The 18637-nt window shown below is 57.4% G+C and carries 25 protein-coding genes and 1 tRNA gene; 14 read left to right on the top strand and 12 right to left on the bottom strand.

Going from position 1 to position 18637, the window contains the following annotated elements:
- Positions 1–147: 147 nt before the first annotated feature.
- The 4 genes from JFU57_RS25205 to JFU57_RS25190 all read left to right on the top strand — a co-directional run bounded on the left by JFU57_RS25205 (position 148) and on the right by JFU57_RS25190 (position 2931).
- Positions 148–441 carry a hypothetical protein gene (locus JFU57_RS25205; RefSeq protein ID WP_153050279.1) on the top strand — a complete coding sequence of 98 codons (294 nt, stop codon included), beginning with the start codon at positions 148–150 and terminating at the stop codon, positions 439–441.
- Positions 442–576: 135 nt separating this feature from the next.
- Complete coding sequence (locus tag JFU57_RS25200) at positions 577–813, top strand: hypothetical protein (protein WP_078473093.1); 237 nt, start codon at positions 577–579, stop codon at positions 811–813.
- 147 nt (positions 814–960) lie between these two features.
- Positions 961–2004: a hypothetical protein gene (locus JFU57_RS25195; RefSeq protein WP_201131156.1), complete on the top strand. Its 1044-nt coding sequence runs from the start codon at positions 961–963 to the stop codon at positions 2002–2004.
- 198 nt (positions 2005–2202) lie between these two features.
- The gene (locus tag JFU57_RS25190; protein WP_201131155.1) at positions 2203–2931 is read left to right on the top strand and encodes a type 1 glutamine amidotransferase; all 729 of its coding nucleotides are present in this window, start codon (positions 2203–2205) and stop codon (positions 2929–2931) included.
- A gap of 88 nt (positions 2932–3019) precedes the next feature.
- Here JFU57_RS25190 and soxR read toward each other — a convergent pair whose 3' ends face one another.
- Positions 3020–3481, bottom strand: a complete 462-nt coding sequence (soxR, locus tag JFU57_RS25185) for a redox-sensitive transcriptional activator SoxR (RefSeq protein WP_078473113.1) — start codon at positions 3479–3481, stop codon at positions 3020–3022.
- 113 nt (positions 3482–3594) lie between these two features.
- On the opposite strand from soxR, the gene JFU57_RS25180 reads away from it, so the two are divergent.
- From JFU57_RS25180 to JFU57_RS25170, 3 genes are all read left to right on the top strand, one after another.
- A complete protein-coding gene (locus tag JFU57_RS25180) occupies positions 3595–5094 on the top strand; it encodes an MFS transporter (protein WP_242487517.1) in 1500 nt (499 codons plus the stop codon).
- A gap of 151 nt (positions 5095–5245) precedes the next feature.
- Positions 5246–5539, top strand: a complete 294-nt coding sequence (locus JFU57_RS25175; protein ID WP_078473089.1) for a hypothetical protein — start codon at positions 5246–5248, stop codon at positions 5537–5539.
- A 47-nt stretch (positions 5540–5586) separates the two neighbouring features.
- Positions 5587–5943: a hypothetical protein gene (locus JFU57_RS25170; protein ID WP_201131154.1), complete on the top strand. Its 357-nt coding sequence runs from the start codon at positions 5587–5589 to the stop codon at positions 5941–5943.
- Positions 5944–6072: 129 nt separating this feature from the next.
- Here JFU57_RS25170 and JFU57_RS25165 read toward each other — a convergent pair whose 3' ends face one another.
- Both JFU57_RS25165 and JFU57_RS25160 read right to left on the bottom strand, forming a co-directional pair.
- Positions 6073–6282 carry a hypothetical protein gene (locus tag JFU57_RS25165; protein ID WP_078473087.1) on the bottom strand — a complete coding sequence of 70 codons (210 nt, stop codon included), beginning with the start codon at positions 6280–6282 and terminating at the stop codon, positions 6073–6075.
- Between the two features lie 73 nt (positions 6283–6355).
- Positions 6356–7102, bottom strand: a complete 747-nt coding sequence (locus JFU57_RS25160) for an SOS response-associated peptidase family protein (RefSeq protein ID WP_201131153.1) — start codon at positions 7100–7102, stop codon at positions 6356–6358.
- Positions 7103–7278: 176 nt separating this feature from the next.
- On the opposite strand from JFU57_RS25160, the gene JFU57_RS25155 reads away from it, so the two are divergent.
- Both JFU57_RS25155 and JFU57_RS25150 read left to right on the top strand, forming a co-directional pair.
- Complete coding sequence (locus JFU57_RS25155) at positions 7279–7725, top strand: SMI1/KNR4 family protein (protein ID WP_342032592.1); 447 nt, start codon at positions 7279–7281, stop codon at positions 7723–7725.
- Between the two features lie 44 nt (positions 7726–7769).
- A complete protein-coding gene (locus JFU57_RS25150; RefSeq protein ID WP_201131151.1) occupies positions 7770–8207 on the top strand; it encodes a GNAT family N-acetyltransferase in 438 nt (145 codons plus the stop codon).
- A gap of 84 nt (positions 8208–8291) precedes the next feature.
- Here JFU57_RS25150 and JFU57_RS25145 read toward each other — a convergent pair whose 3' ends face one another.
- Positions 8292–8708, bottom strand: a complete 417-nt coding sequence (locus JFU57_RS25145) for a hypothetical protein (protein WP_201131150.1) — start codon at positions 8706–8708, stop codon at positions 8292–8294.
- Positions 8709–8861: 153 nt separating this feature from the next.
- Positions 8862–10088: a hypothetical protein gene (locus tag JFU57_RS25140; protein WP_201131149.1), complete on the bottom strand. Its 1227-nt coding sequence runs from the start codon at positions 10086–10088 to the stop codon at positions 8862–8864.
- A gap of 224 nt (positions 10089–10312) precedes the next feature.
- On the opposite strand from JFU57_RS25140, the gene JFU57_RS25135 reads away from it, so the two are divergent.
- Positions 10313–10540 (top strand): hypothetical protein, encoded by a 228-nt coding sequence (locus tag JFU57_RS25135; RefSeq protein ID WP_238596220.1) that lies wholly within the window; start codon positions 10313–10315, stop codon positions 10538–10540.
- 39 nt (positions 10541–10579) lie between these two features.
- Here the strand turns inward: JFU57_RS25135 and JFU57_RS25130 are convergent, their stop codons facing one another.
- On the bottom strand, positions 10580–11071 hold the full coding sequence (locus tag JFU57_RS25130) for an Lrp/AsnC family transcriptional regulator (RefSeq protein WP_201131148.1): 492 nt from the start codon (positions 11069–11071) through the stop codon (positions 10580–10582).
- A gap of 130 nt (positions 11072–11201) precedes the next feature.
- Here JFU57_RS25130 and JFU57_RS25125 point away from each other — a divergent pair, with 130 nt between their 5' ends.
- On the top strand, positions 11202–12653 hold the full coding sequence (locus tag JFU57_RS25125) for an L-lactate permease (RefSeq protein ID WP_201131147.1): 1452 nt from the start codon (positions 11202–11204) through the stop codon (positions 12651–12653).
- A gap of 100 nt (positions 12654–12753) precedes the next feature.
- Positions 12754–12987, top strand: coding sequence for a YceK/YidQ family lipoprotein (locus tag JFU57_RS25120; RefSeq protein WP_201131146.1), 234 nt, complete (start codon positions 12754–12756; stop codon positions 12985–12987).
- 49 nt (positions 12988–13036) lie between these two features.
- On the opposite strand, the gene JFU57_RS25115 is transcribed toward JFU57_RS25120, so the two are convergent.
- A complete protein-coding gene (locus tag JFU57_RS25115) occupies positions 13037–13399 on the bottom strand; it encodes an NUDIX hydrolase (RefSeq protein ID WP_078473079.1) in 363 nt (120 codons plus the stop codon).
- 460 nt (positions 13400–13859) lie between these two features.
- Here JFU57_RS25115 and JFU57_RS25110 point away from each other — a divergent pair, with 460 nt between their 5' ends.
- Complete coding sequence (locus JFU57_RS25110) at positions 13860–14123, top strand: DUF1652 domain-containing protein (RefSeq protein WP_078473078.1); 264 nt, start codon at positions 13860–13862, stop codon at positions 14121–14123.
- A gap of 35 nt (positions 14124–14158) precedes the next feature.
- Here the strand turns inward: JFU57_RS25110 and JFU57_RS25105 are convergent, their stop codons facing one another.
- A complete protein-coding gene (locus JFU57_RS25105; RefSeq protein ID WP_201132196.1) occupies positions 14159–15496 on the bottom strand; it encodes a serine hydrolase domain-containing protein in 1338 nt (445 codons plus the stop codon).
- 665 nt (positions 15497–16161) lie between these two features.
- Between JFU57_RS25105 and JFU57_RS25100 the strand changes: the two genes are divergently transcribed.
- A tRNA-Leu gene (locus tag JFU57_RS25100) sits at positions 16162–16248 on the top strand.
- A gap of 79 nt (positions 16249–16327) precedes the next feature.
- Here the strand turns inward: JFU57_RS25100 and JFU57_RS25095 are convergent.
- The 4 genes from JFU57_RS25095 to JFU57_RS25080 form a co-directional block, all read right to left on the bottom strand.
- The gene (locus JFU57_RS25095) at positions 16328–17362 is read right to left on the bottom strand and encodes a site-specific integrase (RefSeq protein ID WP_201131145.1); all 1035 of its coding nucleotides are present in this window, start codon (positions 17360–17362) and stop codon (positions 16328–16330) included.
- Positions 17363–17575, bottom strand: a complete 213-nt coding sequence (locus tag JFU57_RS25090; RefSeq protein ID WP_201131144.1) for a DUF4224 domain-containing protein — start codon at positions 17573–17575, stop codon at positions 17363–17365.
- Between the two features lie 117 nt (positions 17576–17692).
- Positions 17693–17878, bottom strand: coding sequence for a hypothetical protein (locus JFU57_RS25085; protein WP_201131143.1), 186 nt, complete (start codon positions 17876–17878; stop codon positions 17693–17695).
- Between the two features lie 129 nt (positions 17879–18007).
- Positions 18008–18595, bottom strand: a complete 588-nt coding sequence (locus JFU57_RS25080) for a hypothetical protein (protein WP_201131142.1) — start codon at positions 18593–18595, stop codon at positions 18008–18010.
- Between the last annotated feature and the right edge of the window lie 42 nt (positions 18596–18637).

The following is an 18637-nucleotide window of genomic DNA, read 5'->3' as shown; positions in this document are numbered from 1 at the left end:
CGGCGCGGCATCCTCTTGCATACGCCTTTGTATTGCCCCTGGCCCCTGCAACAGATCTGGTATTACGTTCGGCACTTATTGAACGCTGGCTGCGATATCATGGCCAGCGGTCAAGCCCCCCCTTTAAAGGATTGAAAGTTGAGAGTTATGGAGTATCAGACTGATGCGCAGCGAGTGATCATAGCGTTTTTGATAATCGTTGCTTCATTGGGCGCAGTCGCTTTCATTGGCTGCTTGGCCAGTCCACCCGGCTTTTTAACTGACCTCAGATTTGTGCTGGCGATGGCTGTTTTAGGCGTTACCTGTCTGGTTTCCTATCCGTTGGTCATCGCCTACTGGTTAGTTTCCGACAGACCAATAGGTGTACGCGATTTACTCATTGTCCATACGGTCGCGTTAAGTGGGTTTGTTGCCTGGTGGGTTATGGTTTATTTCGATTGAAGAATTTTCACGATGTTGAGGCTCATGGAAGAGCGGACCACACACTTCAGCGGGTGCCTGTTCAACGACCTTTCGCCGTCCTCACTCACGTGCCTCTGTTCCAGGTAGAGACCCTGATCCTGGACCCTGCGCCGCATGTTTAAACCCCTTGGGATCGAGACCATCGATCCAGCGGCAACGAAATTACATCGCGCGGGAGACATAGGGTGGTTTCCCTCTGGCACCACGATGTATTTGGCGCCGTTGCCGTTGCTCACTGACGCATCGTCCCACAGCCCTTACGGCAGCGATTTTTATCGCCCCGTTTTTTGCCAGATGGTCCGCAACCATCGGCAGGCGCTGCGCAAGTTTCTCCTTGTTTCCTTGGCTTAACGATCTCTTCGACACGGTGTCGGGCCTGGAGTACTGCGGCAGATATGGCTAGCTGCCATTAGCACATTCGATCTATTTGTCGCTGCATAGGCTCGACCGCAAAATAGCGCGATTTAGCCATCGCCCCGTTACCGATAAGGATATCCAATGAAGACTCTGTCAAAGCACCCGTTCTCCTTCGCTGTGCTGGGTGCAGCGACCTTATTGACGGCCTGCGTACCTCTTGGCAACTCCGGCATCAATGGCAATGCCATGCAGGACCCGACCAATCAACTCCTGGACATCATCGATGGCGCTACTCGGGACGGCATGTCCGTGGTGCTGGTGCCGGCACTCATGCCGAACAAGAGTGTGACGGACCTCTCAAGCTACTCTCATCGCGTCATTTTCAAGAACAAGGACCAGCCAGATAAAGGCTATATGCAGGCGTTTGCCAATAACGACCTGGAGAAAATCAAGGAAACAGTCTTTCTGTGGGACTTCCTCGAAGTCCACATTGTCCCGCCCGGAACCTATCTGATGTCTGGCGGGATCGATTACAAGATAGACAGCTCCCTTGCCCAAGTGGGAGCCGCAAAAGGGCAGCCAAAGGCCAGTGGCCGTGGAACGGTGAATCTGTCCGCAGTGCTGTATCGCCAATTTCTCAAGGAGAAGTACTGGCGTAGTGAGACCTACCAGGACAAGACCAACTCGCAGAATGTTTGCAGTACGGTGCACGTGGCCTCCGGCCAATGCGTTGGCTGGACAGAGCAAAAGTACAACACGCGCGAGAAGGTATCGGACGCTGGCTGGACCGACGGCACGAAGATGAGGGATGTCCAGTCCATAAAACTGCAAGCGCAGATACCAGACGCTTATGCACCATTGGCCTTTAACATCCAACCAGGCCAGATACTGCTCAGCGACCGCTTCCACTTGAAAACGCCGGCGGTGAGCTATGACAAGAAAACCTGCAAAGCCGTCGACACACAAAACATAAAATGCGCACTGCGCGACGTTCAGGTTTATGTGAGGCCTGCTCCAGTCGAGCTGACGAAGAAGTTCGTCGATAACGCGCAGCCAACGCTCAACGAGAAAAGCCGCCAGGTGCTTGCTCGCATTCAGCCGATGAAAACCCAGATGCTTGGAAGTGTGGGCATGGAAGACTTGGTTTGGGGCATTCCGGTTTCCCTGAAAAAGACAGGGAAGTAAATGGACTCGTTTGAGCAGCGCAGCTGCTGCAAAGTCTGAGCGCGCGGCGCAGGCCTTCGATCTAGAACGTGACTCGAGCCAGGGGCTTTAGGGCGGCATCTTGGAAACGTCAGACTTGCTAGTGACACAATGTGTCATATAGTATTTTGCGTGTCATTCGATCCGTCCCACCGCGCAATTGCCCATCGAGGAATTTTAATGAACGTCCATTTCGTGGTTCACGAAGCATTCGAGTCGCCCGGTGCCTATGAGACCTGGGTTCGGGAGCGTGGATACGAAGCGAGTTATTCGCGCGTCCATGGATTGGATGCCTTGCCCGCGAGCGTGGAGAACATTGATCTGCTGGTGGTGCTGGGCGGGCCACAGTCTCCTGCGACGACGAAGGAGGAGTGCGCTCATTTTGACGCAGCGGCCGAGTGCGATTTGATCGTGAAAGCCGTCAAGGCCAACAAGGCCGTGGTGGGTGTTTGCCTCGGCTCGCAACTGATCGGTGAGGCGCTGGGTGCTGCGCATGGCCACAGTCCGGAAAAAGAAATCGGCACGTTCCCGATCGTGTTGACGGAGGCGGGGAAGGGGAATGCCAAGGTTGCGCATTTTGGCGATGTGCTTGAAGTGGGGCATTGGCACAACGATATGCCGGGCCTGACGCCGGATGCGAAGGTCCTCGCTTACAGTGAGGGCTGCCCGCGTCAGATTGTCGAGTACAGCGATCTGGTCTATGGCTTCCAGTGCCATATGGAGTTCACGGCGGACGTGGTGGAGCAACTGATCAACGCTTCCAGCGAAGAACTTGCGGCGTCGGCAGGTCGTCGTTTCGTACAGCAGCCGGCGACGCTGCGCAGCCATTCCTATGCCGAGATGAACCTGAAGCTCTTTGAGTTTCTGGACAAGCTGGTTGCTCAATACCAGCAGCAAGACAAGGCCTAGAAAAAATGCGGCTTGGGAGTCGGCGCAACGACCCGTACGACAAATAAGACCGTATTATTTTGGCCGGTTATGACGCTCGTAGATTCGTTCACGCGGGTGGCGTGGTGTCTTTCTCGAGCAAAACGGCACCTTCCCCGAGCTGGCTCAGACGATCGCCTGGATTGCGAAGAGGGCAGTCGTCCATGGAGAGACAGCCACAGCCTATGCAACCGTCGAGCTGATCGCGCAGTTGCGTGAGGCTGCGAATGCGCTCAGTCAACATGTCCCTCCAGATCGTTGAGAGCTGCGTCCAATCTTTTGCCGTCAGCGGTCGTCCGCAAGGAAGCCCATCCAGCGCGTCCTTGATCGCCGCGAGCGGCACACCCGCACGCTTCGCGATCTTGATGATGGCAATGCGGCGCAGAGTGTCCCGGGCATAACGACGTTGGTTGCCCGCGCTACGTTGCCCTTGAATCAGGCCTTTTGCTTCATAGAAATGCACGGTTGCGATAGTGACCCCGCTTCTGCGGGCCAACTCTCCAACCGAAAGTGGCACGTGCACATCGATCATGACTGTCTGCTCTCTCTTGACCTCATCTATACATGAGGTTTTATAAAGAGCGTCGGCTTGCCTTTGCAAGCCTTCATTCGCTGCCGCGGGTGAATTCTCGAAGTGGAGTGCACATGGACAAGCGTCATATTCCTTCTGGTCACTATTCGCAAACTGCGTCAGAGGCGAGCGCCTCGACGCAGGACCGTCACTCAAGAACCGGGTGGGCCGCCTTGCTGTCTGGCTGGAATGGTGTGCGTTCGCTCGCGCTCGCAGGGGGTGTCGTGCTGCATGCGATCAATGTGTATATCGCCACCACGATTCTGCCCTCCGTCGTCTCGGACATCGGCGGTATCGACTATTACGCCTGGAACACCACCCTGTTCGTCGCAGCCTCCATCCTCGGATCGGCCCTGTCGGCGAGGTTGCTCACCAGCGCCGGGCCGCGCAGCGCCTACGTTATTGCCTCGCTGGTGTTTGCGATCGGCACCTTCATCTGTGCAAGTGCCCCGTCAATGCCCGTCATGCTGGCGGGACGTCTGATTCAGGGGCTGGGCGGAGGTTTTTTGTTCGCGCTTTCCTACGCCATGATCCGGCTGGTGTTCGATGAAGCCTTATGGCCGCGCGCGATGGCGTTAGTCTCGGGCATGTGGGGCGTGGCCACCCTGGTCGGGCCTGCCGTCGGCGGGATCTTCGCTGAACTGGGTGTATGGCGAGCGGCATTCTGGTCGCTGATCCCAGCCGCGGTGCTGTTTGCCCTGCTGGCTGTCGCCGTATTGCCCAAGCGCAGGGCTGATAAAGGCGAACGCTCGCCGCTTCCACTCGCCCAACTCGTTCTCCTGACGTCGGCGGTTCTCGCCGTTTCATTCGGCAGTGTTTCCTCGACCCTGTCCTGGAACATCGCAGGCCTGGTCGCCGCCGCTGTCCTGACGGCTCTGCTGGTGGCCACTGAAGGCCGCGCCCGCCATAGGCTGCTGCCGGAAGGTGCATTGCGCATTACAACAGCGCTGGGTGCGCTGTATGCAACGATGTCGCTGCTTGCGGTCGCGGTTACCAGTGGCGAGATATTCGTGCCGCTGTTCCTGCAGGTCCTTCACCATCAGTCCCCGCTTGCCGCCGGTTATCTTGCAGCGCTTATGGCAGCCGGATGGACGCTGGGGTCAATTGCCAGCGCAGGGGCGACGGGTAAAAGCATCCGGTACGCCATCCTCGCCGGTCCGATCCTCGGCCTGGCCGGCATGGCAGCGCTTGCCGTTTTGATGCCCATCGAAAGTACTGGCGGCGGGCTCGCGATCACGCCGATCTGCCTTGCGCTTGTGGCCATCGGATTGGGCGTGGGGTTGGCTTGGCCCCATCTGCTGACCCGCGTGTTTCAGGTCGCCTCGGCAGGCGAGCAGGCTCTGGCGGCAGCGTCCATCACCACCGTGCAGTTGTTCGCCACTGCGCTCGGTGCAGCATTGGCGGGGATGGTGGCCAACGTCGCTGGCCTCACGGACCCCGGCGGCATCGCCGGCACGGCAAGCGCCGCTGGCTGGTTGTTTGGCGTGTTTGCATTGGCGCCGATCCTGGGTGTTATTACGGTGCTGCGGGTGGTCCGGCTGCATGCCAGAACTGCCGAGGTTCAGGAGGTTTGACGCTGCATGCGATTGTCCTGGCGTGCAGGGTTCGGGTAAAACAGCAGCCCATGCGCGTGCTGCCCTGGGTCGACCGCAGGCTTTGCTAGCAAAACGACCATCCGCGGGCCGCACGTACGCCAAGCCCTATTACCAATCCAGGCCAACCCGGATGCACGAAGATCCTGCAAATAACGATATCCAGGCGCTTAACGCGGCCACCCGGCTTGCAGCAGTTCATGGTGCCGGGCCTTTGGGTATTGACGGGTATGAACAGGTGGTGGAGCTGTGCGGTCGCGTCGCGCAGGGCTGGTTGTTTCGCTATCGAGTAGTTTGCAGGCTGAACATCGCTTCTGAAGATCAGGAACTCTTCGCGGGCGCCGCTGGCTGTGTCGTTACTGATGAAGGGCAGGTGAGGGATTTGCCAGGCCCGGCGTTTATGGAAGTGCTCTTGGCTTCGGCTTAGCGCTGTTGGAGGCGTACTGAAATACCTGAGTCGCAAGGAGCTGGATAGTGAGTGAAGGGCTAGACATTGTTAATGTTCTTGAAGGGTTTTTAGACGGCCTATATAGGAAGGCTTCGAAAAGTCAAAATATTTCACTGACGAGAAACAAGGGTCACTACTTCTACTCGGGTCAAAAAATATGTGTCTATGTCACGTTTTTCCCCAAGGAAGTTGAGCTTGTTTTTGATGGTGAGGAAGTCGGTGCCGGCATTTTCTGTGTTGCGCTGGATATATGCAGCCCAAATGGAAAAATACTGGCTGGCGATAGCGTGTCGCTGAAGGGTCGGTGTAGCGAGATCAAAGCCGCATTGGATGCTCAAGAAGAGTCGGTATTGACTCAACTCTTGAAATTCCTGGGTGACTAAGTCGTCATGCTCAGTGCCAGGCACAGGCTGATGATGGTGTGGAACCGGTGTTTGCTTGCGCAGAGAGCAGCACCAGAGGAGCGAAGTTGTCGGCCTGATTTGCACATCATTTGCGGTCAGCATGGGGGCTTAATGAAGGGTTTTGACTCTTCGGCTTTCGCCGATTCTGATACGGTCCAACGCCCTGTTTAATCCATCCAGCGCGTCCAGGAGCGCTTTCGCTTCGACCTCTCGGCCATCTCCCCAGAGGCGTTCGGCCATTTTGTTAAGGGCCTGAATGGATCGTTCAATATCGGCAGCAGTCGCGGCCTCGGTGTGCATCTGTTGTTTCTTTGCCATTCAATAACAATTCCGCGGCGGCCCTTTAGGGAGTGCGTCATTTTGTTCGGGCGGTGAGCGACGCGTCTACAGGTTATTCATGCAGAGGGCCGATGGACATCAAATCGTTGTTGGCTTGGCTCACTTCGCCACTGACCGTGTCTGCCAGTGGCTCCAGCAATTGCGCCCCGTGGTTTCGAACATTGCCCACGGCGGTGCCGACCTTGAACCACTCGAAGGCCTCTGCGGTTTCCCCTTGCTGCAGCGCCATCTGTTCGGCGCGTTCTCCTGGTGTTGCCGGGTCCAGCCATTCCCGGGCCCTTTCGGGGGAAAGCACCACCGGGCGTCGGTCGTGAATGTCGACCATGCCGCCCTGAGCGTTGGCAGTGATGATCACAAAGCCGTCGCTCTGGCCGTGGCCTTCATCGAGACCGGGCAGTTGTCCGATCGATGTGCAGAAGATAGGCGACCCGTCGCGATGCCTGATCAGGTAGGGCTGTTTTTTCGGGCTACCTTCGTCGACCCACTCAAACCAGCTGTCGATGGGACATATCGCCCGGTGCGGCCAGATTTGCCGGTAAAAAGGGCCGTGGGCGACCTTTTCGATTCGGGCATTGATCGGTACGGTCCGATCCTTGGCCCAGTGCGGACGCCAACCCCAGCGCACGGTATCGGCATGCAAGGTGTCGCCGGCAACATGGAGCAGGGCCAATTGCATCGTCGGCGCCGCGTTGTAGCAGCCAAGGGCCTGCTCGCCGACCCTGTTGACCATGGCCCCGGGCATGCCCAGGGCCGCGACGAAGTCGTGAATGCCGCGGTACTGGCTCAAGCGTCCACACATCATGGTTTTCCTCGGGTGGAACAAGAATCATAGTTCATCGATTCAATGCGCCGGCTACCACTGGACGGCGCAGCGGAGCGTCGTGCAAATCTCGTTGCATTGGTTTTCGCGTGCCCCCAAGCTTCGGGCCTGCTCAGTTAAACCTGAGGTCGCAGGCCGAGGCAGGCTTGGCTGAGGTGGACATTGGTGTTCAGACCGGCGCGAAGCCGAATCAGGGAGCTTTATCGGTGCAGATCAATTCTGGCTGGGTTGGACATGAGGGCGCACCTGTCGACGCTCTGGAGCGCCTCCGATCCGTGGCCCCATCGGTTCTACCTCTGGAGTATTACCAGTTGCTGGCCGGTAGCAACGGTGGTGAAGGCGAGCTACCTGATCCCTTTTTCACCCTGTGCCTGGACCCGGCTGAAACAGCCTCGGATCTTGAGCAAATCGAGATGTTCGCGGACATCGCTCCCGGGTTGTTTGTATTTGGCAGCGATGGCGGCGGCCAGTTGTTCGCGTTCGATACCCGGGGTGAAGCTCCGCTGCCAATCGTTTCCTTCGACGGTGTCGATCCGGATGCAAGCCTGTGCCGGGTGGCAGGCAGCTTTGCCGAACTGCTGACGCTGATCGGCCGGGAGTGAGGGTGAACAGTGGGGCTGAAATACACGGCATGGAGGGCAAGTGAATGAGTTGGCACATCAGGCAGGCGGTCTTGAGCGACATAGAATTTCTGGTGGAGATCGATCCCGTGACCCGGATCGATGCCGGCCGCCGGGATGACATCGAGCGCGCCGTAGTTGCGGGAGAATGCTGGGTGGCCTGTGCTGCGAACCAGCCTGGGGTGCCGGTCGGTTATGGCTGTCTCGACCGAAGCTTTTTTGCAGAGTGGTTTATTTCGCTGGTGGTGGTTTCAAGCGCATGGCGACGCAGTGGCATAGGCCAACAATTGGTGACGCATCTGGAGCGCTGCTCCGCTGGGGTAAAAATCTTCACTTCGGCCAACACCTCGAACGAGCCGATGCGCCAGTTGCTCAGGCAGCTCGGTTATCAAGACAGCGGCAGAATCGAGAATCTTGACGCCGGTGATCCCGAGCTGATTTTCGTGAAGTTCTTGAGTCAGTGAGCGATAGCGGGGAAAAGTGTTGCCCGAGTGGGGCCCGGGCTGCCATTTCCCAACTCGATACTTCTCGTGGCCCCTGGTTCAATCCTAGGTTCTGGACGCCAAAGCGATGCGTTTCTGGGTTACGACCAGCATCGCCGTCGCGGTAATGCTGGGCGTCAGGTAAATGATCCAATACAGACTGTCGGAGCCCATCTCCAGCGCCACCATCAGCAGGCCCAATGCAGTTCCCGTCAAGACCCCCGACACCAGCAGGCATTTGTTGTGGAACCTGGGGTGGGAACTCATTGCGATGGCATAGATCTTCCAGCCCATTGCAAGGCTGAACGTCGCAATGCCAATGATGATAAGCGCGTGCACAAAGGTGTCAGAGCCAATGCCTAGCCGTCCCACGATCTGCACCAGGGCCGCGTACGCCCCCTGGATAAACACCAGTGTGACCGGCAGCAGGCCAACGATTGCGCCGATGGTCAATTTGATTCTGAGGTGGGCAAGGCTGTTCAAGTGTTCCCTTAATCCGTTCAGGGGGGATGAAGTTCGAGCTGCTGCCTGTGGCAGGTTTACTGTTGTGTGAAGGGGCGGGCCTGCGCGCTCCGTGATGCCTGCCGGCCAGCGCGAGCAGGCGTCCTCGCCACAAGCGTCATTCCAAACCGCTGCTCAGCCGATGGGCGTCAGGCGACTCCGTTGCTCGGCATTGGGGAAACCCAGGGTGCGATAGCGGGGCGGGTAGAGGTCTTTGTCGGGTGCAAGCAGTTCCCCCAGTACCGACTCGACGTCTTGCCAGGCGAACACCTCGGTCACTGCCGAGCCTTCATGATGGGGTTGCACCAGAACAATCCGGTCAGTCTTGGGCAGGGAAGTCTCGACCCCTTCTGTCCAGGCCGCTATGGAGAAGGTCTTGCCATTGTCTTCAGCGTTTTCGTAGAGCATGTACGTGGCGACGAATACATCTTCTTTCTGATCCTCATGGACCTTGTCCAGCATCTCCTTTTGCATGCTGTAGATACCTTGGGACATCAGCCGTGCAAGGGCGTCCAGCCGCTCTGTAAGTTCCGGATCCTGCAGGACGAAAGGAATGATCTGACGCTCATCGTAGGTGTAGATCTGGCCGGAAAGGACGCGGCCGTTTTCCACGGCCTGACAACTTAGCTCGATCATATGGCGCAGGCCCTCGGGGTCCTTGTCCCCGGTGACCATCAGCACATCACGGGTGGGCATCATAAACACCGGCTGGCCCTTGATCGGCGCGCGCTGCAGAACATCGGGCAGCAGCGCCCGGCTGGTGTCGTAGCCGTCTTTCCAGGCACCCAGGTAAAGCCCGGGGATGATCTCTTCGAATGCATCGGGCGTAGCTTCACGCAGGTTGTCCAGGGCGATGGCCAAGGCTTCGTCGAAGCTGATGCCCCAATCATCCTGCGGGCCCTTGGTCAGGGTGGATGTGGTCTCTGGGTAGTCGACCGCCAACAAGGTCACGCAATCCTTGCCCAATGGCCGATGCGCGACGATGTAGGGTGAGTCCCAGCCTTCGCTGCGGGCGTGATGCAGGCGCACCTCTTCCAGCATGGCGCGGTTGCGGATCACCGGCCGTAGCAAGGGGCGAACTTGCTCGAAGGTCAGTATCGGACTGTTCTCGGCGCCGAGCAGGGTGGCCAGATAGCCAGAGAGAACCTGTGGCTTGTGTTGTTTATCGGCTTTCAGGTAGTCGCGGTAAGCGTTGTGCAGATTGAAGAAACCGTTATCGCCGTGACGCAGGCGGAATTCGTCTGGCAGGTACTCAAGCGTGGCGCTGTAGCCGCTGTCGCGAGCGGCCTTGATCATCTTCTGGGCGAACCCGTCTTGGGTAGGAGGGCGGTTGAAGAGCCCATCGAAAAATTCCCTGAGCATGTTGCAGGTCCTCCATGAGTGTGAGCAGGCGATGATGCTGGCGCGAGTGGTTCAGGTAAAGCCGGTGGCCGAAATAATGGCCTCGGGGGTTTGTGGATGGACCCGGCCAGCGTCGCAGAATTCCCCGGCAAGGCGCCCATTTCACAAGATGCTGATCTTCAAAGGATTCAAGCATGGCTATCACGTCCGTAGAATGGGCTTCCTTCACCGTCACGGAGTGGTAAATGATGCGGCGCGAAATTGGCTATTGGGACCGTGAGGGTAGGGAGTTGTTCTACTACCTGGAGTTCAACCCGCAGACTGCGGAGTTTTTTATCACCTGCGAGCATACGCCGCGCGATGGAAGCAAAAGCGTCCGCTCGGTCCCCCTCAGTGAAGCTCGCGGCGAACGTTACTACGAAGACGCGTTGCTGATCATCAAAGAAGAGCTGTTCAGAGACTATCGGCTCTGAGTGCTGCCTGGGATTGAGCAACAACCCCGGAGGCGGATGCTACTTATCCGTGCAGGACACTTCGAGCCCTACCTTCAAGCGATCCAGCGCCACCATGGTCTTGAACCACCTGACGTTTGCGTTCTCGGCGAACAGGCGTCGCGCCAGGGCCTGGTACTCCTGCATGGAGCCAACGTTGACGATCAGAACGAAGTCGGCTTCACCGGTGACGTAGTAACACTGCTGGACTTCAGGCACGGCGAAATGCTTTTTCATGGACTCCAGCGCGTCGATGCTCGTGCGCTCGGTCATGACCTCCACCACGATAGTGATGGCTTTTCCCACCTGCGTAGGGTCGACGATTGCCACGTTACCGGTGATCACCCCGCATTCCTCCATGCGCTTGAGGCGGCGTTGCACCGAGGCCGAGGAGAGGTTTACCCGATCGGCCAGCAGGCGCAGGGGCGTCGTGTTGTCGAACTGGACGATTTCCAGAATGGCGCGATCGAATCCATCTAGGGCGTAAGGCGTGGTAGCGGATGGTTTTGGCATGATGGCTAAGTGAGATAATTTCCCGAAAACTACCACGATTCAGCGAAAAATTATCCTCGTGAAAGAAATATTATCTCGCCCGTTCCTGCTTTTCAGGAGCCGTCGAGAAACCCCACAGGATAATTCTGGCATGTCGATATTGGTGCATCTTTCCCCCGTATTGCTCGTGATGTTCATGCTCATGGTGCTACGCCGTCCGCCGGTGCAGGCGGCCATGGCAGGGACCGCGCTGGTGGCCGTTTTGTGGTTGGCAGGGGCTGCTGATGTATGGCAAACCTTAACCTTGCTCGCGGCGGGTCGGGATACTGCGGTGCTGTTTCTCAGCACAGCGTTTGTCATTGTGCCGGGCATGGCGTTCGTCATTCTCATCGAGCGCTTGGGCGTCAATCTTGTGCTGAGTCAGTGGGTGCAATCCCTCGGGCTGGATCGCACGCAGCAAGTGGTATTCATCGTTCTGGGCCTGGCGCCGTTGCTGGAGTCGATGACCGGCTTCGGGGTGTCCCTGATTGCCACGGTGCCGTTGCTGCTCAGCCTGTTTGAGCGACGCGTGGCACTGCGCATCGCCCTGACCGGCATGGCGATCATGCCCTGGGGCACCTTGGGGTTGGCCACGGTGATCGGTGCTTCGCTGGCGCATCTGGATGCCTCGGCGCTGGCGTCCACCTCGGCACTGACCAGCTCACTGGTGTTCCTGGCGCTCGGCACTGTTGCGCTGTATCTGGCGGGTGTGCGACAGGCCCGAGCGCTCGGTGTGCTGGGGGCTTTCTGGCTGCTTTTTGTGAGTGTGTTGTACGGCGCGAGCCGCTGGATGGGGCCGGAGGTCGCCGGGGTCGGCGCGGGCCTGGTGGTGGCCTGTTCCGTGTTGCTGTGGGCACTGTCGCGTGTACGTCGCAATGGTCAGCAGGGCGAAGGCGTACGCTGGCCGAGACAGGCGTGGCCGTATCTGGCACTGATCGCCTGTATCGTCGCATTGAAGGTGCTGAGCGCCGTCACGCAGTGGCAGGACCTCTGGCTGGTGCAGGGCGCCCAGGTGACCTGGAAGCCGCTTGCCTCCCCGGGTGTTGCGCTGACGTTGGTCTTGATCGGCCTGCTGCTCTACAAAAGGGATTTGCGCCGTCATGAGCTCAATGAGCATGGGCTGCTGCGTGGTCTGGCCGTTCGTACCAAACGGCCGCTGTTGACGATTTTCTTTTTTCTCGCCATGTCGCAAATGATGGTCAAGGCGGGCTTTCTGTCGGGGTTGGTGCAGACGTTGGCAGGGCTGGCGCCCTCGGCGGTGATGCCGCTGATCGCGGGGTTCGGGGCGCTCTCCGGGTACATGACCGGTTCGAATGTGGGCGGCAACGCGATCTTCATGCCGGCCATCGCACTGTTGCCTGAATCGTCACGCTTGCTGCTGGCCGCGGTACAGAACAGCGCGGCAGGTCATGCGGCACTGGGTTCGCTGTCAATTGTGATGCTGGTCCTCGGGCTGGCCAAGACCAGCACCCAGGAGGAGGGCGAGCTGGTGCGGTTCGGATTCGGGTTGGTCTGCCTCAATACCCTGATGGTCGGGCTGGCCGCGCTGGTGTGGATGGCATGAAGTGTCGACGTTGCGCCAGAAACGTCACTCTGTAAGGTGCAACTGTCTTGGTTGTGTGAGAATGCGCGCGATTTGCCCCAGACAGTAATAAGGACGTTGCGTGTATCTGAAAGTGATGTTGGTGATCGGTTCGGTTTTGATCAGCGGTTGTACTGCTGTTTTGGCTCGCACGACGGAATTTCGTTGTCCGTATCTGGGTGTCCGGATCGACTGGAATCTGGCCAAGGACAATAACGGCGTCCTATGGCCGTTGCTGGCAATTGATGCGCCATTTTCAGCCGTGGTCGATACGGTCTTTCTGCCCTTCGAACTTCAGCACAGTTGCAACTTATGACCAGGGGCTCGGCGCAGCGGGTTTCAGGCCTGAGGCCTCGGGCCCGCGCTTACAAGCGCCGCAAGAATGAACTGACAATGGTCTTGGTCGGGCCGGTGGCATCAAGTCCGTTCGCCGCGCCATAGGCATGCCATTCAATGTCGGCAATTTCATTGAGGGGGCGTGCATCTTCGACATTGATGACCGCCGCTTCAAAGACATGGTGGCGTACATTGCCGGCGTCCACCTGCAGGATGTAAAGCAATTCGCTGGCGTCCAACCCTGTTTCTTCTCGCAACTCTCGGATAGCGGCATTGGCCACGGATTCTCCGGGTTCGACCTTGCCGCCCGGTAGCGTCCATTTCGAACGTTGTTTACGCACGAAGAGAATTTGCCCGTCCTGTGTGCAAATGACTGTCGCTCTATTTTTCATATATGCACCTCACCGGCTCGCTATGGACAACTACTGCACCTCAAGTGTGCGAGGGTAGACGGCAGCTATCTTCAAGTTGTCACAAAAATGTCATATGGATTGTTATGCATTATTGATACCGGCGTGTTTCATCAGTTCAATATAGGTCTTATATGAAAATAGGCCGCTAGGCGAAGCGGCTTGCCCTTTGATCACGCAGTATCGAAGGGCAATAAAAGAACAACTGTTTTTTTGCCGTGGAGGTCAGTTTTGCGAGTGTGCTGGCTGTGTCGCGGTGCGCTTTCGGCTGCGAGCTTCTGGCGCGGCAAGGTTTGAACTGGGTGTTGGAAGTTCGTCATACCCACTTTCTATCGAAAATGAGCGGCAGTTGGCATTTTTTTCTCAACGACCGAAGCGGTAGCCCTTACGTTCGCCTACGCTGGGTAACAAATTCGATAAACACCCCCGCAAGGAGCAAGTGATGCTCTCGACTGTTGAACTCTGCCACATTCTGGAGTCCGGCTTTCTCCCGCTTGCCTGCGCCTGCACCCTGAGCCCTAACGGCGCATTGATGATCAAGGTGTTCGAGCCGGAGTCGGGGCGGGTGGATCTGCTGCTGACCGGGGTCTCGACAGCAGAGCTCACCAGTGTTCGATCCATTTCCAACCTTATTGGTGAACTGCGCACTGAAATCAGGGCCGGGCGCCGAGCGTTTGCCGGTGGTTTTACCAGCTACGCCGGCTGAGGCGATCCGCATCGTGCGCCGCCGCACCATTTCACTCAGGGCAGTCTTTGCAGGTGAGCAGCCAGGGCATCGAAAGCGGGCAGGGTGACCGGGTCATTGGCTGAGTTGCTGGCCACCGGGTGCGACGCATAACGCACAATCACCATCTGTGCCTTGGGATCGATATATATCCGTTGCCCATGCACCCCGCGCGCCATGAAAGCACCGCCATCCTTATTGGTAACCCACCACATCGATCGATAACTCCAGCCTTTCAACAACGCATAACCGGCGTTGGCGAATGCCTGCTTGTCGCCGCCCTGGCGAATATCGGCGACAACCGCTTGCGGAATAATCTGCTGGCCATTGAATTGCCCATCATTGCGCAGCATCTCGCCAAAGCGCGCCAGGTCGCGTAGACCGGTGTTCAGGCCGCCACCGGCAAACGGGGTACCGATCGAGTCCACAGTGAAGTACGCATCCTGTTCCGCGCCAAGGCGGCTCCAGATCCGCTCCGACAGCAACTGGGCGACATTGCGCCCGCTGACGCGGGCAATCACCCAGCCCAATACATCCGTATTGATGGTTTTGTAGCTGAACGCAACACCGTGCTCGCCTTCCAACAGCACGCTCTGCAGGAATTCGTAATAGGTCCTCGGACCTGCGTAGCCCTTGGGTTTTGGCAGAGGATTGCCTGCTTGGGCATGGGCCCAAACCTCGGCATTCGGGTCTGCGTAGTCTTCGCTGTACTTGAGCCCGGTGGTCATGTCGAGTACTTGGCGCACGCTGGCATTGGCGAAGGCGGAATGTGCCAGTTCGGGGACGTAGTCGACGACCCGTTTGCTGGCATCGATTCGACCTTCGGCCACCAGGGTGGCACCCAGCGTGCCAACTACCGACTTGGTAACCGACATCGCCGCATGCTGGCCCTCGGGTGTGAGCACGCCAAAGTAGCGTTCATAAACGATTTTCCCGCGGTGCAGCACCACGATCCCGTCGGTGTAAGTGGCGGCCAGCGACTGCTCCCAAGTCATTGCTTGTTGAGTGCCGATGGGGGTGAAACTCAGGCTGTCGATATCACTGCGCAAAGCCGTGGGCAGTGCCACGGGAGCGCCCAGGCCACGGGATACGTTGATCGTGGGCATCAGTTGACGAAAGTTCGACACGCTCCAGCGCATGGCCGGGAACTGAAAATAGCTGCCATCTTCAAAACGTACCGTGCGTTCAGCAGGAGGCGGTGAACCCACCATCCACCCCAGTTTTGCCGGATCACTGGCGGCCGCATCGGGAAAGACCGGTTGATCGGCAGCGCCGGCGATGGACGCGCAAAAGCCGAGCAAGATCGCAGGCGTGCGTCGTGGGAGGGGGCGGCGAAAAAACTGAGGCATGGGCATATCGTCGATTCCTTTCGAAAGGCCCGGAAGTTTAACAGGCCAAACCCTGTCTGCTGGGCGACTGCTGACCATCGACCCGGATAGGTCCGACGGCAGCGGAATTTGGCAAGCTCGGATGGCCGATTGATGACAGTTGAACATGTGATGTTTTACTTCTAACTTGCGCCTGTTCGCCCAGCACAGACGACTCTTTACCGGTTCATGGATGGCGAGGTCGTACGTGCTGGGCGAACCCTTCGCTGACTGCTTTTTCTCCCTTCTCATCATCAATAGCGCATCACGCGCGTTTGCTCGCAGTGTTCGATCAGGATTGGATCCCGCTTGATCCCGCTCAGCGCCTGGCGGACGCATAAGCCTTTGAAAATCAGTTGGTTGCGAGATATTTCGCATGTTAAGCTGCGCAACTCGCGAAAACCTTCAGTGAGCTCACGTTCAAGCCGGTAACGGTACAGGACGTACAAAGCACCACATTGTTGGATGAGCACTGTAGATCAATGATTTATGGCGCTTTTTTCTGTCGAAGAAGTAAAAGGGTGCAGATTGCCAAAAGGGCTCTACGACCTTGCTTCAGTGCAAAGGGATGTATATATTCCTCCCCTTGCCGCAAATGCACCGGAATGGCTTGATCCTGATTAACCCCTTCCACGCTGCTGCATAGCGCTACCGCCCGAATGGCGAAACTGGTAGACGCATGGGACTTAAAATCCCCCGCTCGTAAGGGCGTGCCGGTTCGATTCCGGCTTCGGGCACCATATTTATCAAGGGTTCGCGTGATTTATCAGGCGAGCCCTTTTTATTTCTGCTCCGCAATTTCAAATGTTGCTCCGCAATTCACTTTGTTGGGGTTACCTTTTTACCTATCCGTTTACGGATGTAGTTCTCGGTCATCACCACCGTGGTGTGCCCTAGTTGATCCCTCGCTTGTAGAATGTCTCCACTGGATTCCGCCTTGTCGGTGCCAGCTTTTGCGCGTAAGTCACGCATTTGGAAATCTCCTTTCTCTACGCCTGCAGCTTCACGTGCAGCGTCAAATCTCCCTCGCAACATGCTGCTAGTCATCGGCTGGCCATTGTCCATGACGATAAGTCGGCTAGTTCTAATTTTGTGCCCAGCCTTTCTGGCCAGGATGCGGTCAATCACGACTTTCAGCTCTCCAGTAATCTCAATCCTCCTTTTTGCCCGTGTCTTTCCTTGCTGGACCGCTAGCCGATCGTCACGAATATCTCGCTCATCCATCTTCAGGGTGTCCGCGATTCTCTGGCCAGTCAGGTAGAAAAGGTCGAGAGCATCCTTGAGTGGCTGTTCAGCATGGCTGTACACCAGGGCGAACATCTCGTCCTCAATGTAGTGGTCTCGCCCAACTTCCTTGTGCCCCTTCACTCCAGCACAAGGGTTGGCTAAAGCTGTGTAGCCGCTGCTTCGGGCAAAGTTCCAAATTGCACTAAGAAGTGCCTTCTCGCGATTGGCTCTTACAGGCGCGGTCTTACCGCGCTGTCGTAGATACTGAACTACGTGTTTTGGCTCAATCGCCTCAAGTGGAGCAGGGGGGTCGTCGAAGAACTTCAACAGTTGCTTCAACTCACGGGCATTGTCTTTTTGTGTGGCGGATCCTTTGGTGGGCACCACCTCGACCATGTATTTGTCTGCAACATAGGAAAAGGTCAGCACGTCTTGAACCATTGCCGATGACGTCCGGCTCTTTTCCAGCTTCGCGTATTCAACTATGGCCATGCCGTAATCGCTGCCGAGGGGGATCTCTTTTCTCGGCACGCCTCCCGTGTCGTAGTAGTAATAGATGGTCCCGCTGCGCTGTTTGCGTTTTCTGAGACGCGTAACGCTGTCCGACGTCGTTGGCTTCCTTCCCATTTAACTCACCAGCCGCGGCTGCCATTTTGGTTTTTCTGTTTTTGCTGCGACCAGCTCGCCAGTTAAGGCCGAGGCGATGACGCAAGGCCAGCCGCTGCGCTTAATCGTGTGGCGAATGCCGTTCCTCTTAAGAACCTGCACCTGACCGGCTTTCGTCTTGGCCCCGGTAAGGGTGCAGACCTCTTCGTGTGACAGGAACTGAATTCCGTCCATAGCTATCTCCCACAGCCCATTCGGGGCCGCGCTGAATTGATTGTCATTTGATGTCCTTGCCGCGCTGGGCGGCAGAAGGTGGGCCTGCCGCTATGCGGCAGGATGTAGTGGGGGTTGTTACATCAAGGAGGCTAAATAGGCCTCTGCGATTTGCTTACGCAGATCTTGACGCTCGTGAAGGTTGATGAGGCGCCGCATAAGTAGGCAGTTAGTCCATCTGTCGTAGTCGCGGAAGAAGCGATTTCTGGATTTACGGCTGGCCACAGGGGCAATGACGATGACTGCTTCTGCAAAGTTTTTCATGAGGTACTCCTAGTGTGATGAGCCCCTATGTTCAACGCGGCGAACTGACGGTTTCCCGACTATTTGCAGTTGGCATTCATGGCCTAGGCCCCTTGTAGATGAAGACGTAGGCGAACCAGAGGGTGGCGGTCACGGTGTCACCCGCGCAGCCGCTACTTCATTAAGGAGCGATTGCGGCAGAGATGCGGCGAACTCGCCTCCGGACCACGACAAGGGCTCGGACTGGCGGATCATCTCGTTCAGCAGTTCGAATGCGGCGAGCAATTGGTCGTCTCGGATTTCGCCGTCCTCCGGCAAGTCATCGCAGAAGTGGTCAGCCGGGTCGATTTGACTGGGGTAGTTTGGTTCGCAAATGCAGAGCTGCAGGTCGGCCAGATCGATATCGCTGTCGATGAGGTAGTAGCGCAGGCTGTCTTCATCTAAGAAGTATTTGTCGCCATCGAAGATAACCAGCGGCTCTCCGGCCCACTCCTTGATCGGCATGGCCGCGAACTTCGCCTGGCGTCTTGCCTGGCGACACTCGGCGCAGTAGCTGTTCACCGCATAAATTTGGTGTTCCGGGTTCACATCACAGCGGCGATGAGTTGCGCCGCAGTAGCGGGCAAGATCCTCGTCTGTGCCGAAAAAGCGGCCATCAGCGGAAACCCAGCCGGTTACCGTTTGCAAGCTGGCTGCCTCTGGAGCGTCGTACATGATGATTGGCTTTTGTGCAGGCATGACTTCGTCCTTGCCGCTATAGCGGCTGACTTTGAAGGGGGA

This window comes from Pseudomonas sp. TH07 (assembly GCF_016651285.1).
Classification (GTDB): Bacteria; Pseudomonadota; Gammaproteobacteria; order Pseudomonadales; family Pseudomonadaceae; genus Aquipseudomonas.
The sequence above is the reverse complement of the archived record's forward strand: the minus strand, read 5'-3'. Positions and strand labels throughout refer to the sequence as shown.

Coding starts and splice junctions, on each gene's coding strand:
- JFU57_RS25205 (WP_153050279.1), top strand. CDS start 148: ATGGAGTATCAGACTGATGCGCAGCGAGTGATCATAGCGTTTTTGATA.
- JFU57_RS25105 (WP_201132196.1), bottom strand. CDS start 15,496: ATGCCCATGCCTCAGTTTTTTCGCCGCCCCCTCCCACGACGCACGCCT.
- JFU57_RS25195 (WP_201131156.1), top strand. CDS start 961: ATGAAGACTCTGTCAAAGCACCCGTTCTCCTTCGCTGTGCTGGGTGCA.
- JFU57_RS25115 (WP_078473079.1), bottom strand. CDS start 13,399: ATGAAAAATAGAGCGACAGTCATTTGCACACAGGACGGGCAAATTCTC.
- JFU57_RS25150 (WP_201131151.1), top strand. CDS start 7,770: ATGAGTTGGCACATCAGGCAGGCGGTCTTGAGCGACATAGAATTTCTG.
- JFU57_RS25125 (WP_201131147.1), top strand. CDS start 11,202: ATGTCGATATTGGTGCATCTTTCCCCCGTATTGCTCGTGATGTTCATG.
- JFU57_RS25200 (WP_078473093.1), top strand. CDS start 577: ATGTTTAAACCCCTTGGGATCGAGACCATCGATCCAGCGGCAACGAAA.
- JFU57_RS25090 (WP_201131144.1), bottom strand. CDS start 17,575: ATGGACGGAATTCAGTTCCTGTCACACGAAGAGGTCTGCACCCTTACC.
- JFU57_RS25080 (WP_201131142.1), bottom strand. CDS start 18,595: ATGCCTGCACAAAAGCCAATCATCATGTACGACGCTCCAGAGGCAGCC.
- JFU57_RS25085 (WP_201131143.1), bottom strand. CDS start 17,878: ATGAAAAACTTTGCAGAAGCAGTCATCGTCATTGCCCCTGTGGCCAGC.
- JFU57_RS25130 (WP_201131148.1), bottom strand. CDS start 11,071: ATGCCAAAACCATCCGCTACCACGCCTTACGCCCTAGATGGATTCGAT.
- JFU57_RS25140 (WP_201131149.1), bottom strand. CDS start 10,088: ATGCTCAGGGAATTTTTCGATGGGCTCTTCAACCGCCCTCCTACCCAA.
- JFU57_RS25180 (WP_242487517.1), top strand. CDS start 3,595: ATGGACAAGCGTCATATTCCTTCTGGTCACTATTCGCAAACTGCGTCA.
- JFU57_RS25175 (WP_078473089.1), top strand. CDS start 5,246: ATGCACGAAGATCCTGCAAATAACGATATCCAGGCGCTTAACGCGGCC.
- soxR (WP_078473113.1), bottom strand. CDS start 3,481: ATGATCGATGTGCACGTGCCACTTTCGGTTGGAGAGTTGGCCCGCAGA.
- JFU57_RS25160 (WP_201131153.1), bottom strand. CDS start 7,102: ATGTGTGGACGCTTGAGCCAGTACCGCGGCATTCACGACTTCGTCGCG.
- JFU57_RS25095 (WP_201131145.1), bottom strand. CDS start 17,362: ATGGGAAGGAAGCCAACGACGTCGGACAGCGTTACGCGTCTCAGAAAA.
- JFU57_RS25110 (WP_078473078.1), top strand. CDS start 13,860: ATGCTCTCGACTGTTGAACTCTGCCACATTCTGGAGTCCGGCTTTCTC.
- JFU57_RS25135 (WP_238596220.1), top strand. CDS start 10,313: ATGATGCGGCGCGAAATTGGCTATTGGGACCGTGAGGGTAGGGAGTTG.
- JFU57_RS25165 (WP_078473087.1), bottom strand. CDS start 6,282: ATGGCAAAGAAACAACAGATGCACACCGAGGCCGCGACTGCTGCCGAT.
- JFU57_RS25190 (WP_201131155.1), top strand. CDS start 2,203: ATGAACGTCCATTTCGTGGTTCACGAAGCATTCGAGTCGCCCGGTGCC.